The organism is Pseudomonas sp. D1-1 (assembly GCF_051132225.1).
In the GTDB taxonomy this organism is placed as follows: domain Bacteria; phylum Pseudomonadota; class Gammaproteobacteria; order Pseudomonadales; family Pseudomonadaceae; genus Aquipseudomonas.
Window position 1 is genome coordinate 4,562,045 of the sequence record NZ_CP071676.1, and the last position, 22,331, is coordinate 4,584,375.

General features: G+C 61.0%; 20 protein-coding genes and 2 tRNA genes. 15 read left to right on the plus strand and 7 right to left on the minus strand.

Annotated elements, in window-relative coordinates:
- Window positions 1–8 precede the first annotated feature (8 nt).
- Together J3P86_RS20390 and dcd are read right to left on the minus strand one after the other, a co-directional pair.
- Window positions 9–215, minus strand: a complete 207-nt coding sequence (locus tag J3P86_RS20390) for a hypothetical protein (protein ID WP_305499193.1) — start codon at window positions 213–215, stop codon at window positions 9–11.
- A 100-nt stretch (window positions 216–315) separates the two neighbouring features.
- The gene (gene dcd, locus J3P86_RS20395) at window positions 316–882 is read right to left on the minus strand and encodes a dCTP deaminase (RefSeq protein WP_017126297.1); all 567 of its coding nucleotides are present in this window, start codon (window positions 880–882) and stop codon (window positions 316–318) included.
- Window positions 883–1,235: 353 nt separating this feature from the next.
- Between dcd and J3P86_RS20400 the strand changes: the two genes are divergently transcribed.
- Window positions 1,236–1,445: a cold-shock protein gene (locus J3P86_RS20400; RefSeq protein WP_002554837.1), complete on the plus strand. Its 210-nt coding sequence runs from the start codon at window positions 1,236–1,238 to the stop codon at window positions 1,443–1,445.
- 193 nt (window positions 1,446–1,638) lie between these two features.
- Here the strand turns inward: J3P86_RS20400 and J3P86_RS20405 are convergent, their stop codons facing one another.
- On the minus strand, window positions 1,639–2,646 hold the full coding sequence (locus J3P86_RS20405; protein WP_434601675.1) for a DUF481 domain-containing protein: 1,008 nt from the start codon (window positions 2,644–2,646) through the stop codon (window positions 1,639–1,641).
- Window positions 2,647–2,792: 146 nt separating this feature from the next.
- On the opposite strand from J3P86_RS20405, the gene J3P86_RS20410 reads away from it, so the two are divergent.
- From J3P86_RS20410 to J3P86_RS20425, 4 genes are all read left to right on the plus strand, one after another.
- Complete coding sequence (locus J3P86_RS20410; RefSeq protein ID WP_434631171.1) at window positions 2,793–3,155, plus strand: MGMT family protein; 363 nt, start codon at window positions 2,793–2,795, stop codon at window positions 3,153–3,155.
- Window positions 3,156–3,199: 44 nt separating this feature from the next.
- Window positions 3,200–4,771 (plus strand): AmpG family muropeptide MFS transporter, encoded by a 1,572-nt coding sequence (locus tag J3P86_RS20415; RefSeq protein ID WP_434572208.1) that lies wholly within the window; start codon window positions 3,200–3,202, stop codon window positions 4,769–4,771.
- A 129-nt stretch (window positions 4,772–4,900) separates the two neighbouring features.
- A complete protein-coding gene (locus J3P86_RS20420; RefSeq protein ID WP_434628812.1) occupies window positions 4,901–6,616 on the plus strand; it encodes a proline--tRNA ligase in 1,716 nt (571 codons plus the stop codon).
- Between the two features lie 17 nt (window positions 6,617–6,633).
- Window positions 6,634–7,587 carry a hypothetical protein gene (locus tag J3P86_RS20425; RefSeq protein ID WP_434698732.1) on the plus strand — a complete coding sequence of 318 codons (954 nt, stop codon included), beginning with the start codon at window positions 6,634–6,636 and terminating at the stop codon, window positions 7,585–7,587.
- A 153-nt stretch (window positions 7,588–7,740) separates the two neighbouring features.
- Here J3P86_RS20425 and dinB read toward each other — a convergent pair whose 3' ends face one another.
- Complete coding sequence (gene dinB, locus J3P86_RS20430) at window positions 7,741–8,802, minus strand: DNA polymerase IV (protein ID WP_434572205.1); 1,062 nt, start codon at window positions 8,800–8,802, stop codon at window positions 7,741–7,743.
- Window positions 8,803–9,084: 282 nt separating this feature from the next.
- On the opposite strand from dinB, the gene J3P86_RS20435 reads away from it, so the two are divergent.
- The 4 genes from J3P86_RS20435 to J3P86_RS20450 all read left to right on the plus strand — a co-directional run bounded on the left by J3P86_RS20435 (window position 9,085) and on the right by J3P86_RS20450 (window position 13,539).
- A tRNA-Met gene (locus J3P86_RS20435) sits at window positions 9,085–9,161 on the plus strand.
- Window positions 9,162–9,380: 219 nt separating this feature from the next.
- Window positions 9,381–9,457: transfer RNA gene (locus J3P86_RS20440), tRNA-Met, on the plus strand.
- Window positions 9,458–9,607: 150 nt separating this feature from the next.
- Complete coding sequence (gene mprF, locus J3P86_RS20445; RefSeq protein WP_434698733.1) at window positions 9,608–12,250, plus strand: bifunctional lysylphosphatidylglycerol flippase/synthetase MprF; 2,643 nt, start codon at window positions 9,608–9,610, stop codon at window positions 12,248–12,250.
- Window positions 12,250–13,539: a virulence factor family protein gene (locus tag J3P86_RS20450; protein ID WP_434698734.1), complete on the plus strand. Its 1,290-nt coding sequence runs from the start codon at window positions 12,250–12,252 to the stop codon at window positions 13,537–13,539. The genes mprF and J3P86_RS20450 overlap by 1 nt, the downstream gene beginning before the upstream one ends.
- Window positions 13,540–13,747: 208 nt before the next feature.
- Here the strand turns inward: J3P86_RS20450 and J3P86_RS20455 are convergent, their stop codons facing one another.
- Window positions 13,748–15,589, minus strand: a complete 1,842-nt coding sequence (locus J3P86_RS20455; protein ID WP_434658105.1) for a potassium transporter Kup — start codon at window positions 15,587–15,589, stop codon at window positions 13,748–13,750.
- Window positions 15,590–15,925: 336 nt separating this feature from the next.
- On the opposite strand from J3P86_RS20455, the gene rimO reads away from it, so the two are divergent.
- From rimO to tsaA, 5 genes are all read left to right on the plus strand, one after another.
- Complete coding sequence (gene rimO, locus J3P86_RS20460) at window positions 15,926–17,266, plus strand: 30S ribosomal protein S12 methylthiotransferase RimO (RefSeq protein ID WP_434572201.1); 1,341 nt, start codon at window positions 15,926–15,928, stop codon at window positions 17,264–17,266.
- Window positions 17,267–17,377: 111 nt separating this feature from the next.
- Window positions 17,378–17,851, plus strand: a complete 474-nt coding sequence (locus J3P86_RS20465) for a GNAT family N-acetyltransferase (RefSeq protein WP_434628805.1) — start codon at window positions 17,378–17,380, stop codon at window positions 17,849–17,851.
- A gap of 82 nt (window positions 17,852–17,933) precedes the next feature.
- Window positions 17,934–18,644 (plus strand): rRNA pseudouridine synthase, encoded by a 711-nt coding sequence (locus J3P86_RS20470; protein ID WP_434628803.1) that lies wholly within the window; start codon window positions 17,934–17,936, stop codon window positions 18,642–18,644.
- 64 nt (window positions 18,645–18,708) lie between these two features.
- Window positions 18,709–19,170 carry a DUF1456 family protein gene (locus tag J3P86_RS20475; protein ID WP_305499176.1) on the plus strand — a complete coding sequence of 154 codons (462 nt, stop codon included), beginning with the start codon at window positions 18,709–18,711 and terminating at the stop codon, window positions 19,168–19,170.
- 3 nt (window positions 19,171–19,173) lie between these two features.
- Entirely contained in the window at window positions 19,174–19,872 is a 699-nt protein-coding gene (gene tsaA / locus J3P86_RS20480) for a tRNA (N6-threonylcarbamoyladenosine(37)-N6)-methyltransferase TrmO (RefSeq protein WP_434572196.1), read from the plus strand.
- 207 nt (window positions 19,873–20,079) lie between these two features.
- Here the strand turns inward: tsaA and fpr are convergent, their stop codons facing one another.
- The gene (gene fpr / locus J3P86_RS20485) at window positions 20,080–20,859 is read right to left on the minus strand and encodes a ferredoxin-NADP reductase (RefSeq protein ID WP_003198368.1); all 780 of its coding nucleotides are present in this window, start codon (window positions 20,857–20,859) and stop codon (window positions 20,080–20,082) included.
- A gap of 122 nt (window positions 20,860–20,981) precedes the next feature.
- Here fpr and J3P86_RS20490 point away from each other — a divergent pair, with 122 nt between their 5' ends.
- Window positions 20,982–21,908, plus strand: coding sequence for a LysR family transcriptional regulator (locus J3P86_RS20490; RefSeq protein WP_434628799.1), 927 nt, complete (start codon window positions 20,982–20,984; stop codon window positions 21,906–21,908).
- Between the two features lie 3 nt (window positions 21,909–21,911).
- Here J3P86_RS20490 and J3P86_RS20495 read toward each other — a convergent pair whose 3' ends face one another.
- A complete protein-coding gene (locus tag J3P86_RS20495) occupies window positions 21,912–22,274 on the minus strand; it encodes a diacylglycerol kinase (protein WP_305499171.1) in 363 nt (120 codons plus the stop codon).
- Between the last annotated feature and the right edge of the window lie 57 nt (window positions 22,275–22,331).

Genomic DNA, 22,331 nt, shown 5'->3' on the forward strand with positions numbered 1-22,331 from the left:
TTGGTTGATCAGGCTACGGGCGCGGGAGGCGGTTCGTCCGGAAGAGTCGGTTCGCCGGGTTCGGTAGGCTGTTCGTTAGGGGTATCGGGATCGGGCTGGCCAGGGATGCCGCCCGCCGCTTCAGCAGGGTGGGCCAGTAATGACCAAGCCAGGACGCCGATCTGATTGGGCTCAAGCCTTGCCAGTTCGGCACTGATTCGCGGATCGATCTTCATAGAGCAACTCCTGAGCGAAGGCCCGTTGCGCAGACGCAAAAACGGGCAGTACACCCAATAGAGTGCCTGCCCGCTCAGGAATTCCAACAGCTCGTCAGAATCAGGTACGCGGCAGGGTCACACCGCGCTGGCCCTGGTACTTGCCGCCACGGTCCTTGTAGGAAACTTCACATTCCTCATCGGACTCAAGGAACAACATCTGCGCCACGCCCTCGTTGGCGTAGATCTTCGCCGGCAGGGTCGTGGTGTTGGAGAACTCCAGGGTCACGTGGCCTTCCCATTCAGGTTCCAGAGGTGTCACGTTGACGATGATGCCGCAGCGGGCGTAGGTGCTTTTACCCAGGCAGATGGTCAGCACGTTGCGCGGGATGCGGAAGTACTCGACGGTGCGGGCCAGGGCGAAAGAGTTCGGCGGAATGATGCAAACGTCGCTCTTGATGTCGACGAAGCTCTTCTCATCGAAATTCTTCGGGTCGACGGTGGCCGAGTTGATGTTGGTGAACACCTTGAATTCATCGGCGCAGCGCACATCGTAGCCGTAGCTGGAAACGCCGAAGGAAATCAGCCGGTCGGCGCCTTCGCCACGCATCTGGCGCTCTACGAAGGGCTCGATCATGCCGTGCTCTTGCGCCATGCGGCGAATCCACTTGTCCGATTTGATGCTCATGGCGGGTTTCCTGAAATAGCGAGGTGGAAAAAACTGTCCGGCATCTTACCGGGCCGCGGGGCGGGTTCAAAGTGCGAGACGCAACTCTCGCCGATCCGCCTTGATTTCCGGGCTCTGACGGCTATCGCCATTGCCGTCAGTCATTAAAACCGAGAAACCTTCGCAAAGACCATTGGCACGTTTCGGAAAAAGGGGTAAGGTGGCGTCACTGTGTTGCTTGTGTCACTGAGAATCTCTACACGATATGTTGAATTTCGATCCAACCATCTACAAGAATTTTTCCTGCTCTTTGCACTCAGTCTCGGCCAGGGTTCTTCCTGAGTCGCAGTTATCTTTGTTCAAGGAGTTACACCATGTCTAATCGCCAAACCGGTACCGTTAAGTGGTTCAACGATGAAAAAGGCTTCGGCTTCATCACCCCACAGTCCGGTGACGATCTGTTCGTTCACTTCAAAGCTATCCAATCTGACGGCTTCAAAAGCCTGAAAGAAGGCCAACAGGTTTCTTTCATCGCTACCCGCGGTCAGAAAGGCATGCAAGCTGAAGAAGTTCAAGTTATCTAACTTGTCCTTGCTTTAGTAAGAAGCCCCGCCCTCAAAAGCGGGGCTTTTTTGTGCCTGGGTGTTTTTGGAAACCGAAACCAGTGTGGGAGCGAGCCTGCTCGCGAAAGCGACGGATCAGTTGCATCTGTGGCAACTGGTGTACCGCTTTCGCGAGCAGGCTCGCTCCCACAGGGTCTGGTGGTGGATACCCCGGTTACCAGGTCACGCCAAACCCGGCGGTGTAGCGCGTCTTGCTCAGGTCGCTGTCTTCGGTCCCTTCGATGACATCCTTCTCGGCCTTGAGGTTGAGCGATGCCCAGTCAGTGACCTTGTAGCGCAACCCGATTTCGGCGTCATAGGCGTATTCAGCCACGCCGGACAGCGGTTTGCCCACTTCGCCGTTGGTAAACAGCTCGACGCGCTTGCCGATCAGGTAACGGTTGTAGTCCCACTTCATCGCCACGGAATAGAAGTTGTCCTTGCCGCCGTCGCGGTATTCATAATCGGTGCGGTTGAGCAGCGAACCCAGGGAGAAAGCGCCCAGTTCGTCGTCCCAGAACTGATAACCCGGACCGGTACCGACCACGCGCTGGCGGGCCAGGTCTTCAACCTTGTCACGCTTGTAGTTCAGGCGACCTTGCCAGAACCATTTTTCCGTGAGGAAGCGGTCGAGGGAATACTCCAGCCGCCAGTTGTCAGCCGACACCACATCATCCTGGAATTCGCGGTTGTATTCGCCTTCGGCGATGTGCCGCCATCTGCCGTGGCGCGCCGAGGTCTTGAAGTCGATGTCGTAATCGTCGGTATCGGCTTCCGCGCGCTGGTAATCCAGTGCAGCGTCGATATTGCCCTTCCAAACAAGGTCCTCGACCACCGGCTTGGGCTTGAGGATCTGCTGGATGCTCGCCAGCTCGACGGTCTTGGGCGCATCACCGTTGGCCAAGGTGACCTTGCCATCCTCGGCCGCCTGCAACGCCTTGGCTTTTTCGCCGGTATAGGCATCCTGCTTGACCAACAGTTGCTGGTCGCTTTCAAGCGTCTTGACCTGCTTCCAATCAATCGGGATCGCGCCCGCGTAATCGGTCTGGATCAACAATTTGCCGCCGTCGAAAACGGTTATCTTGCCACTGAGCTTGTCGCCGTTCTTCAACCAGACGGTATCGGCAAGCAAAGGCATGGAGGCACTGGTAACAGCTAGGCACAACAGGGTTCTGGACAACATAAGCGATAATGGGCTCAAGTTTGCGAGGAAAAGGCGGCATTATCCCCCAGGATGACACCTCAGCAACGACTGACCTGCATAAGGATGATGAGTTCATTTATCAATTGGCCCTGTAGGCACTAATCTACAGACGGACATTTCCAGGAATCCTCCACGTGACCGACACCCCAGCGGCCCCCGAGAACGCCGCCCAGATCCGCCGCACCACGCTTTACCTGACCCTGGCCCAAGTGCCGGCCGGCCAGGTCGTCACCTATGGTCAGCTCGCCGAAATGGCGGGTCTGGGCCGCGCCGCGCGCTGGGTCGGACGAACGCTCAGCCAGTTGCCGAACGACACGAAGCTGCCGTGGCATCGAGTCCTCGGCGCCGGTGGTCGGATCAGCCTGCCGGCAGGCAGCGCCTCGGGGGACGAACAGCGCGCACGCCTGCGCATGGAAGGGATCAGTGTCCTGAATAATCGTGTTGATATTCAGCGTCATGGCTGGCGCCCGGTAGAGCACAGCGGTTAGAGTGCGCGCTTTGTTTTCGCAATTTTTGAGGCAGACTCCAGCCCATGCCCCGTAAAACCTGGCGCGCCGCCCTTGCCGCCTATGCCAGTCCTTCGACGCTCGTGCTGTTGCTGCTTGGCTTCGCCGCCGGCCTGCCCTACATGCTGGTGTTTTCCACGCTGTCGGTCTGGTTGCGCGAGGCCGGCGTGGCCCGCGAAACCATTGGTTACGCAAGCCTGATCGGCCTGGCCTATGCCTTCAAATGGGTCTGGTCGCCACTGCTCGACCAATGGCGCCTGCCATTGCTCGGCAAACTGGGACGTCGACGCTCCTGGCTGGTGCTCTCCCAGGCCCTGGTGATCCTCGGCCTGGTCGGCATGGGCTTCTGTGACCCACAAAAACACCTGTCCTGGCTGATCGCGATTGCCGTCATCGTGGCCTTCGCCTCGGCCACCCAGGACATCGCCGTCGATGCCTACCGACTGGAAATCGCCGACGACACCCGCCAGGCCGCCCTGGCTGCCAGCTATATGTCCGGCTACCGCGTCGCCGCGTTGCTGGCGACCGCCGGCGCGCTGTTTTTCGCCGAGGGGTTCGGCTCCACCGGGTTCAGCTATAAACATTCGGCCTGGGCCGGTACGTACCTGCTGTTTGGCGTACTGATGGTCCCGGCGCTGCTGACCTCGCTGTTCATGCGCGAGCCGCCAGTACCGTTGCGTACTCAATTGCAAGCCGGGCGCTATACCTTCGTCCACCAGTTGGCCTCGGTATTCGTGTTGATCGTGCTGCTGGTGTCGGTCCCGGCGATGTTCACCCAGCTCTACAACACCGACTTTGCCAGCGTGCTGTTCGAAGGCGTCAGCCTGCTGGACCTGCTGCTCCAGGACCGCGCCTTCCTGCGCGCCATCCTCTATATCATCCTGACCGCCCTGTGCCTGTCGTCCATGGGGCGTCGCGGCCTGGCGCCGGTGCTGACGCCGGTCAACGATTTCATCCTGCGCTACCGCTGGCAGGCCCTGCTGCTGCTCGGCCTGATCGCGACCTACCGGATGTCCGACACGGTCATGGGCGTCATGGCCAACGTTTTTTATATCGACCAGGGTTTCACCAAAGACCAGATCGCCAGCGTCAGCAAGATCTTCGGGCTGATCATGACCCTTGTCGGCGCCGGCATGGGCGGGCTGCTGATCGTGCGTTTCGGCATCCTGCCAATCCTGTTCATCGGCGGCGTGTCGTCGGCCGCCACCAACATCCTGTTCCTGATGCTGACGGACATGGGTGCCAACTTGAAGATGCTGATCGTCACGATCTCCCTCGACAACTTCAGCTCCGGCCTGGCCACCTCGGCGTTCGTCGCCTATCTGTCGAGCCTGACCAACCTGAAATTCTCCGCGACCCAATACGCCCTGCTCAGCTCGATCATGCTCTTGTTGCCGCGCCTGATCGGCGGGTACTCAGGGGTCATGGTGGAAAAATTCGGCTATCACGATTTCTTCCTGATCACCGCGTTGCTCGGCGTTCCGACCTTGCTGCTGATCGCCTTGCACTGGTATCAGGAGAATCGCCGAGAGGGCTCGACGCCTGAATCGGCGCCAGAGTCGGAATCGCCGCCGACCCGGCCCGCTCAAGAGTTGTAGGAAATCTCAACAGGCGCCGACGAAAGCGGCGCCTGAATCCGGCGACCGGCCACGCGCCTGTACGCCAGGGCATCTCGCCCGTACAATGCTGCGTCACTTCTCGTCATCAGCAACCGACAACGGCCAACCATGCGCACCAGTCAATTTTTGCTCGCCACACAGAAAGAAACGCCTTCCGACGCCGTCGTGATCAGCCACCAGCTGATGCTGCGCGCAGGCATGATCCGCAAGCTCGCCTCCGGCCTGTACACCTGGCTGCCGATGGGCCTGCGGGTGATGCGCAAGGTCGAAGCCATCGTCCGCGAAGAAATGGACGCCGCCGGCTCTCTGGAAGTGTTGATGCCGAGCACCCAGCCGGCCGAGCTGTGGCAGGAGTCGGGGCGCTGGGAGGAATACGGCCCGGAGCTGCTGCGCATCAAGGACCGCCATGGTCGCGATTTCTGCGCTGGCCCGACTCACGAAGAAGTGATCACCGACCTGATGCGCAACGAGTTGAGCAGCTACAAGCAACTGCCAATCAACCTGTATCAGATCCAGACCAAGTTCCGTGACGAGATCCGTCCACGCTTCGGCCTGATGCGCGGTCGCGAATTCATCATGAAGGATTCTTATTCGTTCCACGCCGACCTGGCCTCGCTGCAAGTCACTTACGACCGCATGCACCAGGCGTACTGCAACGTGTTCACCCGCCTGGGCCTGAAGTTCCGCCCGGTTGAAGCCGACAACGGCTCCATCGGCGGTGCCGGCTCCCACGAATTCCATGTGCTGGCCGAGTCCGGCGAAGACGACATCGTCTTCAGCAACGGCTCCGACTACGCCGCGAACATCGAGAAAGCCGAAGCCGTGCCACGGGAAACCTCCCGCGCCGCACCGGCCGAAGAATTGCGCCTGGTAGACACGCCGAACGCCAAGACCATTGCCCAATTGGTGGAAGGCTACAACCTGCCCATCGAACGCACCATCAAGACCCTGATCGTGCGCGCGGAAGAAGAAGGCAAGCTGATTGCCCTGATCATCCGTGGCGACCACGAGCTGAACGAAATCAAGGCCGCCAACCAGCCTGGCGTCGCCAGCCCGCTGGTCATGGCCACCGATGCCGAGCTGCGCGATGCCATTGGTGCCGGTGCCGGCTCCCTCGGCCCGTTGAATCTGCCGTTGCCGATCATCATCGACCGCTCGGTGGCATTGATGAGCGACTTCGCCATCGGTGCCAACATCGATGACAAGCACTATTTCGGCGTGAACTGGGAACGCGACCTGCCGGTCCCAACCGTCGCCGACCTGCGCAACGTCGTGGCCGGCGACCCGAGCCCGGACGGCAAAGGCACGCTGGAAATCAAGCGCGGCATCGAAGTCGGGCATATCTTCCAGCTGGGCGACAAGTACAGCAAGGCGATGAAATGCGAAGTGCTCGGCGAGAACGGTAAGCCGGTCACGCTGCAGATGGGCTGCTACGGCATCGGCGTGTCCCGCGTGGTGGCTGCGGCCATCGAGCAGAACAACGACGAGAACGGCATCATCTGGAGCGACACGCTGGCGCCGTTCCAGGTTGCCCTCGTGCCGCTACGCTACGAAACCGAACAGGTTCGCGAAGCGACCGACAAGCTCTACGCCGAACTGACGGCCGCCGGCTTCGAAGTACTGCTGGACGACCGCGACAAGAAAACCAGCCCCGGCATCAAGTTCGCGGACATGGAACTGATCGGCATCCCGCACCGGATCGTCGTCAGTGACCGTGGCCTGGCCGATGGCAACCTGGAATACAAGAGCCGTACCGAGGCCGAGGCGCAAGCGCTGCCGGTCGCCGACGTGCTGTCCTTCCTTCAGGCCCGTATCCGCCGCTGAGACCAGATAGAGACGTCATGTTCAAGCGAAACACCTTAGGCCTCGGGGGCGCCGCACTGTGCGGCGCCCTGCTGGTCAGCGGCTGCGCCAACCAGATGTCGCAACGCAACGAGCACGAAGAACGGATCGAGCGCAAATTGCTCGACCATAGCCTGCAGATCGATGTGGGCGAACCCAAGGTGCTCGACTTGCCGCAGCGTCGGGTGCGGATCAACGAGCAGAAGACCTTCGAGGTCACCGAGTTCGAGGTCACCCGCCATTACGATCGCTACACGCCGTACCAGCCTTGGCGGGAGATCTACGAGATCCCGCTGGGCGCGGTGGCGGTAGTGGCCGGCGTCGGCGCGAACGTGGTCAATGTGTTCGCCCTCGGCAGCTTGCCGGACAGTGCGACCCGCGACTGGATCAGCTACGGTTTTGCCGGACTCAATCCGTTCATGAACGTGCCTTCCAATGGCCGTGCCCAGCAGAACCTGGCAGGTATCGATGAGGTCCAGCGCGACAAGCGCACGGAGCATTCGAGCCTGCCCTGGAGCGAGCGTCCGGTACAGGTGAAAGCCGCCCGGCAGACCTTCGAGCTGAGCACCGACCGTAACGGCGTGTTGCGCTTGAACCTGCTGGAAAGCCCGTTCGCCGAGCATGACCTGAGCCAGTTCGGCAAACTGCAGATCAGTGTGACGGATGCCCAGGACGAGGTGCACACCGACTCATCCCTGAGCGTCAGCAGTACGTTGCGCAGCAAACTGGTCGAAGCCCACGCGTTGATCTACGACGATCTGGAAGACGACGAAGTGAGCCAGTGGGTTCATCGGGTCAAGCGTCTCTCGGAGCTGGGGCTTGAAGAAGAGGCCAGCGAACTCGAACAGAGCCTGATCGAACTGACCCGCAACGATCCGGAACTGCAGGCCGAATTCATCAAGGCCCTGACCAAGGATGGCGGGCGGTTGGTGGCGGACCCGGGCGCGAGCTGACTCTAGGTGCTCCCCCTGTAGTGAGGGGATTTAGCGAAACGTCGCACCGCCCCGTTGGCGTTGCGTTTTGTCAGGCAGAGCCAAAAGGGCTGCTACGCAGCCCAGCGGGGATAAATCCCCTCGCCACGATAGGTCCCTCGCCACAATGAGCGCTCAACGCTCAAACAACTCCAACTGCTCAAACCCACCCCGCAAGTCCTCCAGCCGCACTCCGATCCCCAACAATCGCACCGGTTTGCCGCCGCGGTTGAACGCCTGGGTCAACAGTAGCTGGTAACTGCCCAGGTCCCGCCCTGCCCCGGCCTGCTCAAGGGTGGTCTGGGTGAAGTCATGGAATTTCACTTTGACGAACGGCTTGCCCGGCCGATAGCTGCTGTCGATCCGCGCCATGCGCCCGCCCAGGGTTTCCATCAGTTCGGGCAGTTTGTCGAGGCAGCTCTGCAGATCAGGCAAATCGACGTCATAGGTGTTTTCCACGCTGATGGATTGCCGCCGGCTGTCGTTGTGCACCAGGCGCTCGTCAATTCCACGGGCGAGGCTCCAGAGTCGCTCGCCGAAACTGCCGAATTCACGCACCAGTGCCAACTTGTCCCACTCGCGCAAGTGCTGGCAGTCAATAATCCCGAGCCTGTTCAACTTGTCGGCGGTGACCTTGCCGACGCCGTGCAGCTTGCTCACCGGCAGCGCCGAGACGAAATCTTCCACTTGGTCAGGAGTGATGACGAACAGGCCGTTGGGCTTTTTCCAGTCACTGGCGATCTTGGCGAGAAACTTGTTCGGCGCCACGCCCGCGGAAACAGTGATGTGCAACTGGTTGGAAACACGCCGGCGAATATCCTGGGCGATGCGCGTGGCACTGCCGCCGAAATGCGGACTGGCGGAGACGTCCAGATAAGCCTCGTCCAGCGACAGCGGTTCGATCAGGTCGGTGTAATCGCTGAAAATCGTCTGAATTTCCCTGGAGGCCTCCCGATAGGCGTCCATCCGCGGCTTGACGATGGTCAGGTCGGGGCAGAGCTTCAGCGCGTGGCCAGAAGACATGGCTGAGCGCACACCGTAGGCCCGCGCCTCGTAATTGCAGGTCGCGATGACCCCACGCCGGTCCGCCGAGCCACCGACCGCCAGGGGTATGCCGGCCAGCCGCGGATCATCGCGCATTTCGATCGCGGCGTAGAAGCAGTCGCAGTCGACGTGGATGATTTTGCGTTGCGTCATATAAGCAGCGGTACATGCGATGGATCGGAGCGCCAGTATCTCACTCGAACCTGTACATAGCACCAGTAGTTTGAAAGATCCTTCGACAGATCTGGAAAATGCCTACATGAATGTGTTTCTTCAATCGCAGCGAACCGCCCAATAGAGCGCCAGGCCTTGCCAGGCCTGCGTCACAGCGCTGTCACATTGCCTTGGCGCAGGCTAACCGATTGAAGCTGAACAGGTTTTTCCAGCAAAGGGGTTGACAGCCGGGCGATTCGCTGTAGAATGCCGCCACACAGACGCGGGATGGAGCAGTCTGGTAGCTCGTCGGGCTCATAACCCGAAGGTCGTCGGTTCAAATCCGGCTCCCGCAACCAAATATCAAGAAAGGCTGCTCGAAAGAGTGGCCTTTTTTGTGCGCGCCTGTTTTCCTCTGCCGGTGCATTCCATGTCACTACGGCCATCGCAAAACGTCGAAGTTGTAGGACGATTTCCGTTTGTTTTCGCGCATTTAGGTGAACCGGCCGTTTATTTCATCCGGCGCTCTATTAACGGTTGACAGTCCGGCGTTCGCCTGTAGAATGCCGCCACACAGACGCGGGATGGAGCAGTCTGGTAGCTCGTCGGGCTCATAACCCGAAGGTCGTCGGTTCAAATCCGGCTCCCGCAACCAAATATCAAGAAAGGCTGCTCGAAAGAGTGGCCTTTTTTGTGTGTGCCGAAAAAGCCTAATTACAAATATTTTGTAATTATTTTCCGCCGCAGGGATTGGTAACTTGGCTGGATACCCCCATCCTGTCGCGCATAGCTCAAGAGGTGATTGATGCGCGCCCACTCGTCTGACCCACAAGACACTGTCAATGCGACACAACCGATCAAGGCCGAGCGATTGCGCTGGCTGGACCGGATCAGCCAGTACCGGCAACCGATCGGCCTCGCCGTCACGCTGCTGCTGTTTGCGATTGCCTTGATCGCCTGCCGTCACCTCCTGAGCGAACTCGACCTCTACGCCCTTCACGACTCGATCCTCGAGGTGCCGAGGCCGGCGCTGCTCGGTGCGATAGCCGCCACCGTGGCCGGCTTCATCATTCTGCTGGGCTATGAATGGTCCGCCACTCGCTACGCCGGCGTGAAGCTGCCCACCCAAACCCTGATCCTCGGCGGCTTCAGCGCGTTTGCGATCGGCAATGCGATCGGCCTGTCGCTGCTGTCGGGCGGTTCGGTTCGCTACCGCCTGTACGCCCGCCACGGCCTGGGGGCGGCGGATGTCGCCCACATGACATTGTTCGCCAGTCTGTCACTGGGTTGCGCGCTACCGCCACTGGCGGCCCTGGCGACGTTGAGCAATCTGCCTGCCGCCTCTGCCGCCCTGCACCTTCCCGCCACTTTGCTGGGGGTGATCGCCGTTGCCGTGCTGCTGCTGACCAGTGCGCTGGCCATCGGCATCTATCGCCGCCGCCTGCCGGAACAACCCTATCGGGATGCCCTGCTGGTCAAGGCCGGTCGCCGCACGCTGCGTCTGCCGGGCCGCCGGCTGACGTTCCTGCAACTGATCATCACCGCGCTGGATGTCGCCGCCGCGGCAACGGTGCTCTATCTGTTGCTGCCGGAGGCGCCACCGTTCGGCCCCTTCTTGCTGGTTTACCTGCTGGCGCTCGCCGCCGGCGTCCTCAGTCATGTGCCGGGCGGCGTCGGGGTGTTCGAAGCGATCCTGCTGGCCGCGTTTGCCGACAGACTCGGGGCTGCGCCGCTGGCGGCCGCCCTGCTGCTGTATCGCCTGATCTACGTGCTGCTGCCGATGCTGGTGGCGTGCGTATTGTTGTTGATCAATGAGGCACAACGGCTGTTCCAGACCCGCCAGACCCTGCGGGCGGCGTCCGGTTTCGCGGCGCCAATCCTGGCAGTGCTGGTGTTCCTGTCCGGCGTGGTGCTGCTGTTTTCCGGCGTGACGCCGGAGATCGACACGCGCCTGGAGCACATCGGCTTCCTGATCCCGCATCGCCTGGTGGACGCCTCGCACTTTGGCGCCAGCCTGGTGGGCGTGTTGTGCCTGTTGCTCGCCCAAGGCCTGCGTCGCCGCTTGTCCGCAGCCTGGATGCTGACCACTGTCCTGTTGCTGGTGGGCGCCCTCCTCTCGCTGCTCAAGGGTTTCGACTGGGAAGAAGCCACCCTGCTGACGCTGACCGCAGCCCTGCTGGCGGTCTTCCGGCGTTCCTTTTACCGCCCAAGTCGCCTGACCGAGCTGCCCTTCTCGCCGTTGTTCCTGATTGCCAGCCTCTGCGTGCTGGGTGCGTCGATCTGGCTGCTGCTGTTTGCCTATCAGGATGTGCCGTATAGCCATCAACTGTGGTGGCAGTTCACCCTGGACGCCGACGCCCCGCGTGGCCTGCGCTCGCTGCTGGGTGCCGCGGTGCTGCTGGTGGTGGTGTCCCTGACCTGGCTGCTGCGCACCGCTCGGCCGGTGATTCATCTGCCTACGGCTGAAGAACTGGAGCGCGCCCGGACGATTCTCATGGCGTCTTCGCAACCCGACGGCGGCCTGGCCCTGACCGGCGACAAGGCGCTGCTGTTTCATCCCAACGATGAAGCCTTCCTGATGTATGCCCGCCGTGGCCGCAGCCTGGTCGCGCTGTACGACCCGATCGGGCCGACCCAGCAACGGGCGGAAATGATCTGGCAGTTCCGTGACCTTTGCGACATCTACCACGCCAGGCCAGTGTTCTATCAGGTGCGTGCCGAGAACCTGCCCTATTACATGGACATCGGCCTGACTGCGATCAAGCTGGGCGAAGAAGCGCGGGTCGATCTCAAGCGTTTTGATCTCGAAGCCAAGGGCAAGGAGATGAAGGACCTGCGCTACACCTGGAATCGCGGCACCCGTGACGGCCTGTCACTGGAGATCCATGAACCGGGCCAGGCGCCAATGGACGAACTCAAGGTTATTTCCGATGCCTGGCTGACCGGCAAGAATGTACGTGAGAAAGGTTTCTCCCTGGGGCGATTCAGCCATGATTACCTCAAGCACTTCCGCATCGCGGTGATTCGTTTCGAGGGGCGTCCGGTGGCGTTCGCCAACCTGCTGGAAACCCATAGCCATGAGCTGGCCAGCCTTGACCTCATGCGTGCTCATCCCGAAGCCCCGAAGCTGACCATGGAGTTCATGATGGTCGGCCTCATCCAGCATTACAAAAACCATGACTACGCCCGCTTCAGCCTCGGCATGGTCCCGCTCTCGGGCCTGCAACCGCGTCGCGGCGCTCCATTGACCCAGCGCCTGGGTTCGATGGTGTTTCGCCGTGGCGAGCAGCTCTACAATTTCCAGGGCCTGCGCCGCTTCAAAGACAAATTCCAGCCTGACTGGGAACCTCGTTACATGGCCGTGCCCGCCGGACTCGATCCGCTGGTAGCGCTGGCCGATACCGCCGCCCTGATTGCGGGCGGCCTGACTGGATTGGTGAAACGCTGATGATGCAACGCTCCTGGCGATACGTAGTGGCCGCCCTGCTGGTGCTGGCGGTGATTCTCGGTGGCGGCTACTGGTACTGGAACCGCCCGGCCCCGCAACCGACCCTGGAACAACTGGAGCCGGCCGATGGCGTGCCGATGACCCGAGTCATCCCCGGCACCAAGGCACGCGCCCAGGTGCTGGTGGCGGTCAACGAGGACCAGAAGCTCAGCGACACCCAATTGACGACCCTCAGCCGCAGCGGCTCGGCGCAGATCGTCCAGGTGATCCTGCCCAAGGACTGCATGCTCCAGGGGCGCGCCTTGCAAGCCGGCCTGCGGCAGCTGCACGGCCCGGCCACGCTGGTCAGCGGCATCGGTCCCGGCGCGGTGCTGGCCTGGCGCTGGCTGGCTGAACAGAAGGACGACAAGGCCCAGGCCGTCTCGGTCGACCTGGCCCTGGAAAAACCCGGCTGCACCCACCTGCTGCCCAAAAGCGCCGGCCATGGTCGCTGGCTGGTGGCCTGGAACGATAACCCCGACGATACCAGCGCCGCTTTCGTGCGCGACCAGAAGAATGCCGAAACCAGCATCAGCGACTACGACATCAACCTGGCGCAGGTACTCAACAACGAGCTGCGCAAGATCCTGGTGGGCGCCGACAAGGGCAAGGGCGGCCTGAGCATTCCGGTGGTGGAAGTCCCCGCCAGCCAGGCCCGGGACACCGTGACGCTGTTTCTCTCCGGCGACGGTGGCTGGCGTGACCTGGACCGCGACGTGGCCGATGAAATGGCCAAGGTCGGTTACCCGGTGGTCGGCATCGACACCCTGCGCTATTACTGGCAGCACAAGAGCCCCGAACAGAGCGCGACCGACCTGACCGAGCTGATGCAACACTATCGCCAGATCTGGGGCACCAAACGCTTCGTCCTGACCGGCTATTCCTTCGGAGCCGATGTCCTGCCGGCAATCTACAACCGCCTGCCGGCGACAGAACAGCAACGGGTCGATGCGATTATCCTGCTCGCCTTTGCCCGCACCGGCAGCTTCGAAATCGAAGTCGAGGGCTGGCTCGGCAACGCCGGCACCGAAGCCGCCACCGGCCCGGAAATGGCCAAGCTGCCGGCGGAAAAAGTGGTGTGCATCTATGGCGCGGAAGAAGCCAACGAAAGTGGCTGCACCGACAAGACCGCCGTAGGCGAAGCCATAAAGCTGCCCGGCGGCCATCACTTCGATGAAAACTACCCGGCCCTGGCCAAGCGGTTGATCGATGAGATCAACAAGCGGCAGACCACACCTGCCGCGCAGTGAGCTGATACACAGCTGACAAAAAGCCCCTGCAACCTCACGGTGCAGGGGCTTTTTGTTGCCCGCCTGGTATCTCCCTGTGGGAGCGAGCTTGCTCGCGATAGCGTCCGGTCAGCTTACCTTGATGTTGAATGTCCCTGAGCCATCGCGAGCAAGCTCGCTCCCACAAGGGGCAAGGAGCAGGGAGCTCGCCTTGCTATCGGGCTTGGGCCTACATCTCCACCTGCGTACCCAGCTCGATCACTCGGTTCAACGGCAGATTGAAGAAGCGCAGGTTGCCGTTGGCGTTCTTCAGCATGAAGGCGAACAGCGACTCGCGCCAGCGGGCCATGCCTTCGAGCTTGGAGGCGATGACGGTCTCGCGGCTGAGGAAGTACGTCGTGCGCATCGGGCTGAAATCCAGTTCATCCAGATGGCAGAGCTTGAGCGCCTGGGGCACGTCCGGTTCGTCGGTGAAGCCGAAATGCAGGATGACCCGGAAGAAGCCCTCGCCGTAGGCATCGACCTCGAAGCGCCGCTGCGACGGTACGCGGGGAATGTCCTCGTAGACCACGGTCAACAACACCACTTGCTCGTGCAGCACCTGGTTGTGCAACAGGTTATGCAACAGCGCGTGGGGCACGGCATCCGAGCGCGCAGTCAGGAACACCGCGGTGCCCTGCACACGATGCGGCGGCTGCACGCGAATGCTGCTGATGAACACCGGCAACGGCAACGCACCTTCGTCCAGGCGCTCCACCAGCAGTTGTTTGCCGCGCTTCCAGGTAGTCATCAGCACGAACAAGGCGATACCGGCAATGACCGGGAACGCGCCGCCCTGGATGATCTTCGGCACGTTGGCGGCGAAGTACAGCCCATCTACCAGCAGGAAACCGAACAGCACCGGCACCGCTAGCAACGGCGGCCATTTCCACAACAACAGGATCACGGCGGAGACCAGGATCGTGGTCATCAACATCGTACCGGTCACCGCCACGCCGTAGGCCGAAGCCAGCGCTCCGGACGACTCGAAGCCCAGCACCAGCAGCACCACGCCGACCATCAACGACCAATTCACCGCACCGATGTAGATCTGGCCCTGTTCGGCACTGGAGGTGTGCTGGATGTACATACGCGGGATGTAGCCGAGCTGGATTGCCTGGCGCGTCAGCGAGAACGCGCCGGAAATCACCGCTTGCGAAGCGATCACCGTCGCCAGGGTCGACAGGCCCACCAATGGCAGTAATGCCCAGCTCGGCGCCAGCAGATAGAACGGGTTGCGCGCCGCTTCAGGGTCGCCGAGCAGCAAGGCGCCCTGGCCGAAATAGTTGAGCATAAGGCCCGGCAGCACGAGGATAAACCAGGCGCGAGCGATCGGCTTGCGACCGAAATGCCCCATGTCGGCATACAGCGCTTCAGCCCCGGTCAGCGCCAGCACCACCGCGCCAAGGATCGCCACGCCCATGCCCGGGTGGACGACAAAAAAACGCACGGCCCAGGCCGGGTTCACTGCGTTTAATACTTCCGGATGCTGGCTGATGCCATACACGCCCAGAGCGCCGAGCACGAGGAACCAGGTCACCATGATCGGGCCGAACAGGATGCCGATCCGCGCGGTGCCGTGACGCTGGATCAGGAACAACGCGACCAGCACCACCACCGAAAGCGGCACCACCCAGTGATCGATGCCTTCAAATGCCAGGCCGAGGCCTTCCACCGCCGACAGTACCGAGATCGCCGGGGTGATCATGCTATCGCCATAGAACAGCGCCGCACCGATCAGGCCGCAGATCACCAGCAACGTGCGCAACCGCGCCCTGCCGGCCGCCGCCCGCCGCGCCAGGGCGGTCAGGGCCATGATCCCGCCCTCGCCCTGGTTGTCGGCGCGCAGGACGAACATCATGTATTTGATCGACACGACCCAGATCAGCGACCAGAAAATCAGCGACAGAATCCCCAGCACCCCGTCATGGTTGACCGGCACGCCATAGCCGCCGGAAAACACTTCCTTCAGGGTATACAGGGGGCTTGTGCCGATGTCGCCATATACCACTCCGACCGCCGCGACCAGCATGCTCAGCGGCTTCGTTGCCGAATGCTCGGCAGTCGCCGCCTGACTACTTGCATGACCCATCCAACACTCCTGATTCCCAGACCTGTCTTCTCTGTAAAAGAAGCCGTACGCTTTGTGCCGCAGCATGCGCTGTTTTACGCTTTGTTACAGACGTTTTGTTGACTGTAGCAATCGCCAGAAGGCAAAGGCGCGAAGCATAGCGCAGCACTCGTCGTTTTTCCCTGCATAAAGCTGGTCAAGTGCGCCCGCCATGGATAGAATTGCGCACTTTTTGATCAGAGGCGCGTCAGGCGCCCTGTCTCGCACGAGACGATCCCCCTTATACCGAGGTTAGACATGTCCACCACTCCCGCGCCAGCCAACCCGAAGGTTGGCTTCGTATCACTGGGTTGCCCGAAGGCTCTGGTCGACTCCGAGCGCATCCTGACCCAACTGCGCATGGAAGGTTATGACGTGGTGTCCACCTACCAGGACGCCGACGTGGTAGTGGTCAACACCTGTGGCTTCATCGACTCCGCCAAGGCCGAATCCCTCGAAGTCATCGGCGAAGCCATCAAGGAAAACGGCAAGGTCATCGTGACCGGCTGCATGGGCGTGGAAGAAGGCAACATCCGCAACGTGCACCCGAGCGTGTTGTCGGTGACCGGTCCGCAGCAGTACGAGCAAGTGGTCAACGCCGTGCACGAAGTCGTGCCGCCGCGCCAGGACCACAACCCGCTGATCGACCTGGTGCCGCCGCAAGGCATCAAGCTGACCCCGCGTCACTACGCCTACCTGAAGATTTCCGAAGGCTGCAACCACAGTTGCAGCTTCTGCATCATCCCGTCGATGCGCGGCAAACTGGTCAGCCGTCCGGTCGGTGATGTACTCGACGAGGCCCAGCGCCTGGTCAAGTCTGGCGTCAAGGAGCTGCTGGTGATTTCCCAGGACACCAGTGCCTATGGTGTCGACGTGAAATACCGCACCGGTTTCTGGAACGGCGCGCCGGTGAAAACCCGCATGACCGAGCTGTGCGAAGCGCTCAGCAGCCTCGGCGTCTGGGTCCGCCTGCATTACGTCTACCCGTATCCGCATGTCGACGAGCTGATCCCGCTGATGGCCGCCGGCAAGATCCTGCCGTACCTCGACATCCCGTTCCAGCACGCCAGCCCGAAAGTGCTCAAGGCGATGAAGCGCCCGGCCTTTGAAGACAAGACCCTGGCACGTATCAAGAACTGGCGCGAAATCTGCCCGGACCTGATCATCCGCTCGACCTTCATCGTCGGCTTCCCCGGCGAAACCGAGGAAGACTTCCAATACCTGCTGAATTGGCTGACCGAAGCCCAGCTCGACCGCGTCGGTTGCTTCCAGTACTCGCCGGTCGAAGGCGCACCGGCCAACGACCTGGACCTGGACGTGGTCCCGGACGACGTCAAGCAGGAGCGTTGGGAACGCTTCATGGCGCACCAGCAGGCGATCAGCTCGGCCCGCCTGCAAATGCGCATCGGCCGTGAAATCGAAGTGCTCGTGGACGAAGTCGACGAGCAAGGCGCCGTCGGCCGCTGCTTCTTCGACGCCCCGGAAATCGACGGCAACGTCTTCATCGACAACGGCAGCAACCTCAAGCCAGGCGACAAGGTCTGGTGCAAGGTCACCGACGCCGATGAGTATGATTTGTGGGCTGAGCAGATCGGTTGATTCAGGCCTGCACTTAAAAAATCATGAAGCCCTGCTCTGTAACAAGATGCGGGGCTTTTTTACGGCTATCGTATGCAGACATAACATTTCCACCATAAGGAACAGGCGGACATGCGTCAGCATTCGGTCATCCACACACCGAAACCGAGCGATTACGAGGAATTGACCCGGGTCTGGGAAGCGTCGGTACGCGCTACCCATGACTTCCTGCCAGACAGCTACATCGAGCTGCTGAAGAACCTGGTACTCACCCGTTACCTGGACGCGGTGATGCTGATCTGTACTCGGGACCACCGTCAACGCATCACCGGGTTTGCCGGTGTGGCGGCCGGCAAGATCGAAATGCTCTTCATCGACCCGCAACACCGGGGCCAAGGCCTGGGCAAACAACTGCTGCGCTATGCCATGGAGCACCTGAACGCCAACGAGCTGGACGTCAACGAACAGAACCCGCAAGCCCTGGGCTTTTATCTCAAGCAAGGCTTTGAAGTGGTCGGGCGTTCCGCACGGGATGGCATGAACCAGCCGTACCCGTTGCTGCACATGCGCTACAAACAAGCCGACCTGAAGGCCGGACGCGGCTAAAAGCTGCCTGAGGCAAATGGACCCGCGATTAACCGGCGCCAGACAGGTACAATGCCCACCCTCTTTTTGTTACGGCCCCGTCATGACTGACCCGATTCGTCTCTCCAAACGCCTCATCGAACTCGTCGGCTGCTCCCGTCGGGAGGCTGAGCTGTTCATCGAGGGCGGCTGGGTCACCGTGGACGGCGAAGTGATCGACGAGCCGCAGTTCAAGGTCACCGGCCAGAAGGTCGAACTCGACCCGCAAGCCAAGGCCACTGCGCCGGAGCCGGTGACGATCCTGCTCAACGTCCCGGCGGGCATGGACGTCGACACCGCCATGGCAACCCTCGGACCGGAGACCCTGAGCGACGAACATCGCTTCGGCAAGCGCCCGCTCAAGGGCCACTTTCTGCGCCTGACCGCCAGCGCCGACTTGCAGGCCAATGCCAGCGGCCTGCTGGTGTTCACCCAGGACTGGAAGATCCTGCGCAAGCTCACCGCCGACGCGGCCAAGATCGAGCAGGAATACGTAGTCGAAGTCGAGGGTGAAATGGTCGCCCACGGTCTTAATCGCCTGAACCACGGCCTGACCTACAAAGGCAAGGAATTGCCTGCGGTCAAGGCCAGCTGGCAGAACGAAAACCGCCTGCGCTTCGCCATGAAGAATCCGCAACCAGGCGCCATTGCACTGTTTTGCCAAGCGGTCGGCCTGAAGGTCGTCGCTATCCGCCGCATCCGCATCGGCGGCGTGTCCATCGGCAAGGTGCCGTTGGGCCAATGGCGCTATCTGTCCGCCAAAGAAAAATTCTAGACACGACTTTACTGGCGCCGCACCGAGCTGGGGCGCCCACTGCCGATTGATCAGGACTGCACACATGATTCACAACGACGTACTGCGCAGCGTGCGCTACATGCTCGACATCAGCGACAAGAAAGTCATCGAGATCATCAAGCTGGGCGGCCTGGATGTTTCCCTGGAAGACCTGACTGGCTACCTCAAGAAAGACGAGGAAGAAGGCTTTGTGTTCTGCCCGGACCTGGTCATGGCGCATTTTCTCGATGGCCTGGTGATCTTCAAGCGCGGCAAGGACGAAAGCCGTCCGCCGCAGCCGATCGAAGTGCCGGTGACCAACAACATCATCCTGAAGAAACTGCGCGTGGCGTTCGAGCTGAAGGAAGACGACATGCACGCCATTCTCAAGGCCGCCGAATTCCCGGTATCAAAGCCGGAGTTGAGCGCGCTGTTCCGCAAATTCGGCCACACCAACTATCGCCCATGCGGCGACCAGTTGCTGCGCAATTTCCTCAAGGGCCTGACGCTGCGCGTGCGCGGCTGATCCATGACCTACAACGTTTCCCCCATCGGCTTCGTCCGCTCCTGCTTCAAGGAGAAGTTCGCCATTCCGCGCCAGCCACACCTGGCCCCGGCCGCGCGTGGCGTGCTGGAGCTGGTGGCGCCGTTCGACCAGGGCGAAGCGGTGCAGGGCCTGGAGCAGGTCAGTCATGTCTGGCTGCTGTTCCTGTTCCACCAGGCCCTGGAGGAAAAACCACGATTGAAGGTGCGTCCGCCCCGACTGGGCGGCAACAAGTCCATGGGCGTATTCGCCACCCGCGCCACCCATCGCCCCAACGGCATCGGTCAGTCAGTGGTGAAGCTGGAACGGGTCGAAGCGGGTCGGCTGTGGATTTCGGGCATCGATCTGCTGGACGCGACGCCAGTGCTGGACATCAAGCCCTACGTGCCCTACGCCGACATCATCGGCTCGGCGACGAACAGCATCGCCAGCGCAGCGCCTGCATTGATTCCGGTGCAATGGGCGGACTCAGCCCTGCTTCAAGCCCGCGAGCATGCCCTGCGCCTCGAAGAGCCCTTGGTGGAGTTGATCGAACAATGCCTGGCCCAGGATCCACGTCCGGCGTATCAGGTCCCCGCAGCCGAACGGGAATACGGCGCGCAGTTCTGGGACCTGGATGTGCGCTGGCATTATCCGCAGCCGGGATTGATCCGGGTACTGGAAGTGATCCCGGCGCAGGAATAATCGCCGGAAACGAAAAAGCCCGCGCGGCCTGGATCAGGCGGCGCGGGCTTTTTTCGTGATCTGTCAGTAGGACCGAGTCGCTGCTATCGCGAGCAAGCTCGCTCCCACAGTTGATTTGTGTTGTTCCAGAGATTTGATTCAACAAAAAACCTGTGGGAGCGAGCTTGCTCGCGATGGCGGTAGGTCAGCCAACGCACAAACCGCGGTTTATTTCTCTACAAACGCCCGCTCGATCAGGTAATCACCCGGCTCACGCATACGCGGCGAAACGGTCAGGCCGAAGCTGTTGAGCACTTCGCTGGTCTCGTCGAGCATGCTTGGGCTGCCGCACAACATGGCGCGGTCGTCCTGCGGGTTGATCGGTGGCAGGCCGATGTCGCGGAAAAGCTTGCCGCTGCGCATCAGGTCGGTCAGGCGGCCTTCGTTCTCGAAGGGCTCGCGGGTCACGGTCGGGTAGTAGATCAGCTTTTCGCGGAGCGCTTCGCCGAAGAATTCGTTCTGTGGCAGATGCTCGGTAATGAATTCGCGGTAGGCGACTTCATTGACGTAACGCACGCCGTGGCACAGGATCACTTTCTCGAAACGCTCGTAGGTTTCCGGATCCTGGATCACGCTCATGAATGGCGCCAGCCCGGTACCGGTGCTGAGCAGATACAAATGTTTGCCAGGCTTGAGGTCGTCGAGCACCAGCGTGCCGGTAGGCTTCTTGCTGATGATGATCTCGTCGCCTTCCTTCAGGTGCTGCAGCTGGGAAGTCAGCGGACCGTCGGGAACCTTGATGCTGAAAAATTCGAGATGCTCTTCCCAATTCGGGCTGGCAATCGAGTAAGCGCGCATAAGCGGGCGGCCGTTGGGCTGCTGCAGGCCGATCATCACGAACTGACCGTTCTCGAAGCGCAGGCCCGGATCGCGGGTGCACTTGAAGCTGAACAGAGTGTCGTTCCAGTGATGAACACTGAGGACACGCTCGTGGTTCATGTTGCTCATGTACGGGGGACTCCTGGAAATGATGCCTGCGCCGATAATCTGCGCAATTGCATCGCATTCTAATGGCGGCGACAATATCTGTTAAATGGATTATTAAGATAAGGGTTATCGGTTATATCGATATGCGATTTACTCTACGTCAACTTCAAGTCTTCGTCGCCGTCGCCCAGCAGGAAAGCGTGTCCCGTGCCGCGGGCCTGCTCAACCTGTCGCAGTCGGCCGCCAGCACTTCCATCACCGAATTGGAGCGCCAGTCCAGCTGCCAGCTCTTCGACCGCGCCGGCAAACGCCTGAGCCTCAACGCCCTCGGCAAGCAATTGCTGCCCCAGGCAGTGGCGCTGCTGGACCAGGCCAAGGAGATCGAAGACCTGCTCAACGGCAAGTCCGGCTTCGGTTCACTGGCGGTCGGCGCCACCCTGACTATTGGCAATTACCTGGCGACCCTGCTTATCGGCGGCTTCATGCAGCGCCATCCGGAAAGCCAGGTGAAGCTGCATGTGCAAAACACCGCCAATATCGTGCACCAGGTTGCTCACTATGAAATTGATCTGGGTCTGATCGAAGGCGACTGCAGCCACCCGGACATCGAGGTGCAGAGCTGGGTCGAGGATGAATTGGTGGTGTTCTGCGCGCCCCAGCATCCATTGGCCAAACGCGGCCAGGCGACAATGGAGGAGTTGACCCGCGAAGCCTGGATCCTGCGGGAACAGGGCTCCGGCACCCGCCTGACCTTCGACCAGGCCATGCGTCACCACCGTAGCGCGTTGAATATCCGCCTGGAGCTGGAACACACCGAAGCGATCAAGCGCGCCGTGGAGTCCGGCCTGGGGATAGGCTGTATCTCGCGCCTGGCCCTGCGTGACGCTTTTCGCCGCGGCAGCCTGGTGGCCGTGGAAACCCCGGACATGGATCTGTCGCGGCAATTTTATTTCATCTGGCACAAACAGAAATACCAGACATCGGCCATGCGTGAGTTTCTTGATCTGTGCCGGGCGTTCACCGCTGGGGTGCAGCGTAGCGACGAGATCGTCCTGCCCGCCATCGCCTGAAACTCAGAGCAGTATCAGGCCCCAAACCAACGCGATCATCGTCAGGGCGACCAACTGGGCGGCGCTGCCCATGTCCTTGGCATTTTTCGACAGTGGGTGCAGCTCCAGGGAAATGCGGTCGATGGCCGCTTCCACCGCGGAGTTCAGCAACTCCACGATCAGGGCCAGCAGGCACACCGCGATCAGCAAGGCCTGCTCGACGCGGCTGACGTTAAGGAAGAACGACAGCGGAATCAGGATGACATTGAGCAGCACCAGTTGACGGAAAGCGGCTTCGCCAACGAACGCCGCACGCAGGCCGTCCAGGGAATAGCCGGAGGCATTGAGGATGCGTTTCAGGCCGGTTTGGCCTTTAAAAGGTGACATAAGGTAGGCACTGATCGAAAGGAATGGAGAAGCTAATGGAACCGCAGTCAAAAAAGC

Coding starts and splice junctions, on each gene's coding strand:
- J3P86_RS20455 (WP_434658105.1), bottom strand. CDS start 15,589: ATGCTGGTCGCGGCGGTCGGAGTGGTATATGGCGACATCGGCACAAGC.
- J3P86_RS20400 (WP_002554837.1), top strand. CDS start 1,236: ATGTCTAATCGCCAAACCGGTACCGTTAAGTGGTTCAACGATGAAAAA.
- dinB (WP_434572205.1), bottom strand. CDS start 8,802: ATGACGCAACGCAAAATCATCCACGTCGACTGCGACTGCTTCTACGCC.
- J3P86_RS20405 (WP_434601675.1), bottom strand. CDS start 2,646: ATGTTGTCCAGAACCCTGTTGTGCCTAGCTGTTACCAGTGCCTCCATG.
- J3P86_RS20415 (WP_434572208.1), top strand. CDS start 3,200: ATGCCCCGTAAAACCTGGCGCGCCGCCCTTGCCGCCTATGCCAGTCCT.
- J3P86_RS20390 (WP_305499193.1), bottom strand. CDS start 215: ATGAAGATCGATCCGCGAATCAGTGCCGAACTGGCAAGGCTTGAGCCC.
- J3P86_RS20475 (WP_305499176.1), top strand. CDS start 18,709: ATGATTCACAACGACGTACTGCGCAGCGTGCGCTACATGCTCGACATC.
- mprF (WP_434698733.1), top strand. CDS start 9,608: ATGCGCGCCCACTCGTCTGACCCACAAGACACTGTCAATGCGACACAA.
- J3P86_RS20470 (WP_434628803.1), top strand. CDS start 17,934: ATGACTGACCCGATTCGTCTCTCCAAACGCCTCATCGAACTCGTCGGC.
- J3P86_RS20495 (WP_305499171.1), bottom strand. CDS start 22,274: ATGTCACCTTTTAAAGGCCAAACCGGCCTGAAACGCATCCTCAATGCC.
- rimO (WP_434572201.1), top strand. CDS start 15,926: ATGTCCACCACTCCCGCGCCAGCCAACCCGAAGGTTGGCTTCGTATCA.
- J3P86_RS20420 (WP_434628812.1), top strand. CDS start 4,901: ATGCGCACCAGTCAATTTTTGCTCGCCACACAGAAAGAAACGCCTTCC.
- J3P86_RS20490 (WP_434628799.1), top strand. CDS start 20,982: ATGCGATTTACTCTACGTCAACTTCAAGTCTTCGTCGCCGTCGCCCAG.
- J3P86_RS20425 (WP_434698732.1), top strand. CDS start 6,634: ATGTTCAAGCGAAACACCTTAGGCCTCGGGGGCGCCGCACTGTGCGGC.
- fpr (WP_003198368.1), bottom strand. CDS start 20,859: ATGAGCAACATGAACCACGAGCGTGTCCTCAGTGTTCATCACTGGAAC.
- J3P86_RS20465 (WP_434628805.1), top strand. CDS start 17,378: ATGCGTCAGCATTCGGTCATCCACACACCGAAACCGAGCGATTACGAG.
- dcd (WP_017126297.1), bottom strand. CDS start 882: ATGAGCATCAAATCGGACAAGTGGATTCGCCGCATGGCGCAAGAGCAC.
- J3P86_RS20450 (WP_434698734.1), top strand. CDS start 12,250: ATGATGCAACGCTCCTGGCGATACGTAGTGGCCGCCCTGCTGGTGCTG.
- tsaA (WP_434572196.1), top strand. CDS start 19,174: ATGACCTACAACGTTTCCCCCATCGGCTTCGTCCGCTCCTGCTTCAAG.